The organism is Streptomyces sp. NPDC058964, from assembly GCF_042741275.1.
Lineage (GTDB): Bacteria > Actinomycetota > Actinomycetes > Streptomycetales > Streptomycetaceae > Streptomyces.
This window is the reverse complement of record NZ_JBHYKH010000791.1, coordinates 1-2,784: the sequence shown is the minus strand read 5'-3', so window position 1 is coordinate 2,784 and position 2,784 is coordinate 1. Positions and strand designations below refer to the sequence as shown.

Genomic DNA, 2,784 nt, shown 5'->3' with positions numbered 1-2,784 from the left:
ACGTAAGGGAGTTGCTCACGGACGGCTTCCGCCTGCCCTCGTCGGCGGACGCGGCCGAAGGGACGGCGGACGACCACGGCCCGAGTGCCGAGGAGCCGTCGGCCCCGCGCCCGGGCGCTCCGTACCCGGCCGTCCCTGCCGCCGCCCCCGCGTCCCCGACCGTTCCTCGCACGATGGCCACTCCGCACCGGGACGGCGACCTCCGCCGCACGTTCCCGGCCTTCCCGCCCCGTCCGTCCCGGGAGGACGGCGGCTTCGCCGAGACGTGGTGGGGCAACGCCTGGGTGGACGCGCTGGAGCGGGGCGCACTGGATGTGAAACGGCTGGCGCGTGGACGGGGATACGCGGCGCAGGGACACGTGGACGCCATCACCGTGACACCCGGTCTCCTGCTCGCGTACGTACAGGGCAGCCGCCCGCGGCCCTACCGCGTGCAAGTGCGGCTGCGCGCCTTCTGCGAGGCCGACTGGGACCGGTTTCTCGACGCGGCCGCCGACCGGCCCGGCCTACCGCCCCTGGCGCAACCGCCTCACCCACCCCCAGGGCCACGTCCAACTCCGTCTGGGCCGGGACGGGTTGTGGTACGCCTACGAGTCGGAACCGGGGCAGGACGACTGGTGGCCGCGGGGTACGCCGGACCTGGATCCGGTGGGGGCGCTGACGGGGTTGGGGGCACCGGGCGACATCTGAGGCGCGCGGCGCCGGCCCGGGCCCCGGCCGCCGCGCACGCGAGGAGGCCGCATCGAGGATTCGCGCGGCCCGGCCGGTCTCTACCTGTTCCCCGGCCCGTCGTCTCCCGTCCGCTCGCCGTCCGCCGGGCGAGCGGCTCCCCAGTGCATGCGGACCACCGCGTACGTCTCTCCGACTCTGGGTGGCCGCGTCCAGGACCGGGTGGCGAACGTGTGCAGCCGCCCGTTCACGATTGCGTGACGCGGCAGATGGGCACCGAACTCCCCGGCCACCGCTTCCAGCAGCGAACGTTCCGGCTCGGTGCCGTCCTCCAGGTCGCCGAAGAATCGGCTTGAGCGTCACTGCCCACAGTTGCTGACCGTGGTGGGTATCGGCCCGGACACGGCCGTCACGCTGCCGACCACGGTCGGGGACAACCCGGAACGTCTGGCGAGCGAGGCTTCGTTCGCCGGGCTGTGCGGAGTCAGTCCCGTTGAGTGCTCCTCCGGGAGCAGGCAGTACCGTCGCCTCAATCGAGGCGGGGACCGGCAGGCGAACACCGCATCCCCACAGCCCTCGCTATCGGGGCGGTGTGATGGCGGGTGATACGGCGAGGCCCGCCGGAAACCGTTCCGACGGGGACCTCCGCGCGGAGCCGTGAGACGCCGAAGCCGCACCGAAGCGCTCCGGCGCGGCTTCGGCATGAGATCGGTTGCGCTCGCACGAGTGGTTCCCGGGAGTGGTGCGGGAACGCCTGCCCGAGCAGCAGACCCGCCGCAGGCAGGCGCTCCCCGGTGCGAAATACTCTTCCGATGAGTTCACGCACTTCCCCGATCAGCCAGCCGATCACGATACGGAGGGCAGTCGCGCGGGATGCCAAACGGCTCACGCGGCTCGTGCGTGGCTCAGGCGCCTACGAGGGTAAGTACGCAGCCGCAGTGGCGGGCTACCGGGTCGGTCCTGACTACATCGAAGCCCACCGCGCCTTCGTAGCCGTCGGCGCCGACGAGCATGGAGGCCGGATCGTCGGGTTCTACTCGCTCGTCCTCGCTCCACCGGAGCTCGACCTGCTGTTCGTCGCCGACGAAGCGCAAGGACGTGGTATCGGACGGCTGCTGGTTGCGCACATGCAGTCCGAGGCCCGTGCCGCCGGGCTCGACCGTGTCGACGTCGTGTCGCATCTTCCCGCCGAGGACTTCTACCACCGCGTTGGTGCAGTGCGGACCGGGACCGCGCTCGCGAACCCGCCCGCGGTGCCGTGGGACCGTCCCACATTCGAGTTTCGCATTCCTTCGGAATGACGCGGTGTGCCGTTCGCAGGGCACCGGCTTCGCCTGCACGGTGACCGGCATGCAGGAGCCGCTGGACGCCGCGCGCTCCGTGTGTGCCGTCGTCTCTGCCCTGGCGGGGGGATCGCCTGCGCGAGCGGCCTCTCCCGGCGACTCCCTCGCCTCCGGCACTCCCAGGGCGATCGAAATCGCGTACACCTCAGCTCGCTCCACACACGATCGAGGTCGGCCGCGTGGAATACGCAGCTTCACACGACCCTGATCTGCGAGACGAAGTGGCCACAGTCCACCGTCAGCGCTGTAGGGGGTGATGCCGTGCCAGTGCAGCCACCAGCGCAAATGGAAGCGGTCACAGCCCTTGCCCCGTGGAGCTTGGCCGACCGGCGTCGGTGCGGCCCGCGGTGGCGCGGGTCGGCGGGAGGCTCCGGACAGGGGCATCAGAGCCTGACTGCCGTGGGTGCTGGCCAGGTCCGACCCGGCGTTCGGGCCGTCGTGGGCGTCGATGACGGCGATGGTCCTTCCGGAGCCGCTGGTGGAGGCGGCGGAGGTCGGGCCGTAGGCCGACTGCAGGTCGCTGGGGCCGTAGCCGGTGGGGGAGTCCGCGGCGGCGTTCGGCCGGACGGTCTGGGGTGCGATGCCCTTCTTGCCCTGCTTCGTCGCCTGCTCTTCCTGGAAGGCGGTGGTGCCGCTGGTGACGCGCCGGGCGTTGCAGGACGCGTAGCCCTTCTTCGGGGTGCCGGCGCACTGCAGCATCTCCAGGCGGAACCGCCGGGCCGCCCAGCGCTAGGGCGTGGGGGGACGCTGCGGGGAGCGGAGTCCTAGCCGG

Annotated in this window: 1 protein-coding gene and 2 pseudogenes; 2 read left to right on the top strand and 1 reads right to left on the bottom strand. The window is 72.0% G+C overall.

Annotated features, from left to right (window positions below; translation table 11 throughout):
• Window positions 1–770 precede the first annotated feature (770 nt).
• Window positions 771–1,022 (bottom strand): annotated as a pseudogene (locus tag ACFW2E_RS44780) (SMI1/KNR4 family protein); the annotation flags it as partial.
• 28 nt (window positions 1,023–1,050) lie between these two features.
• Here ACFW2E_RS44780 and ACFW2E_RS44775 point away from each other — a divergent pair.
• Window positions 1,051–1,233, top strand: a pseudogene (locus tag ACFW2E_RS44775) (transposase); the annotation flags it as partial.
• A gap of 248 nt (window positions 1,234–1,481) precedes the next feature.
• Entirely contained in the window at window positions 1,482–1,970 is a 489-nt protein-coding gene (locus ACFW2E_RS44770; RefSeq protein ID WP_384477335.1) for a GNAT family N-acetyltransferase, read from the top strand.
• Window positions 1,971–2,784: the final 814 nt, after the last annotated feature.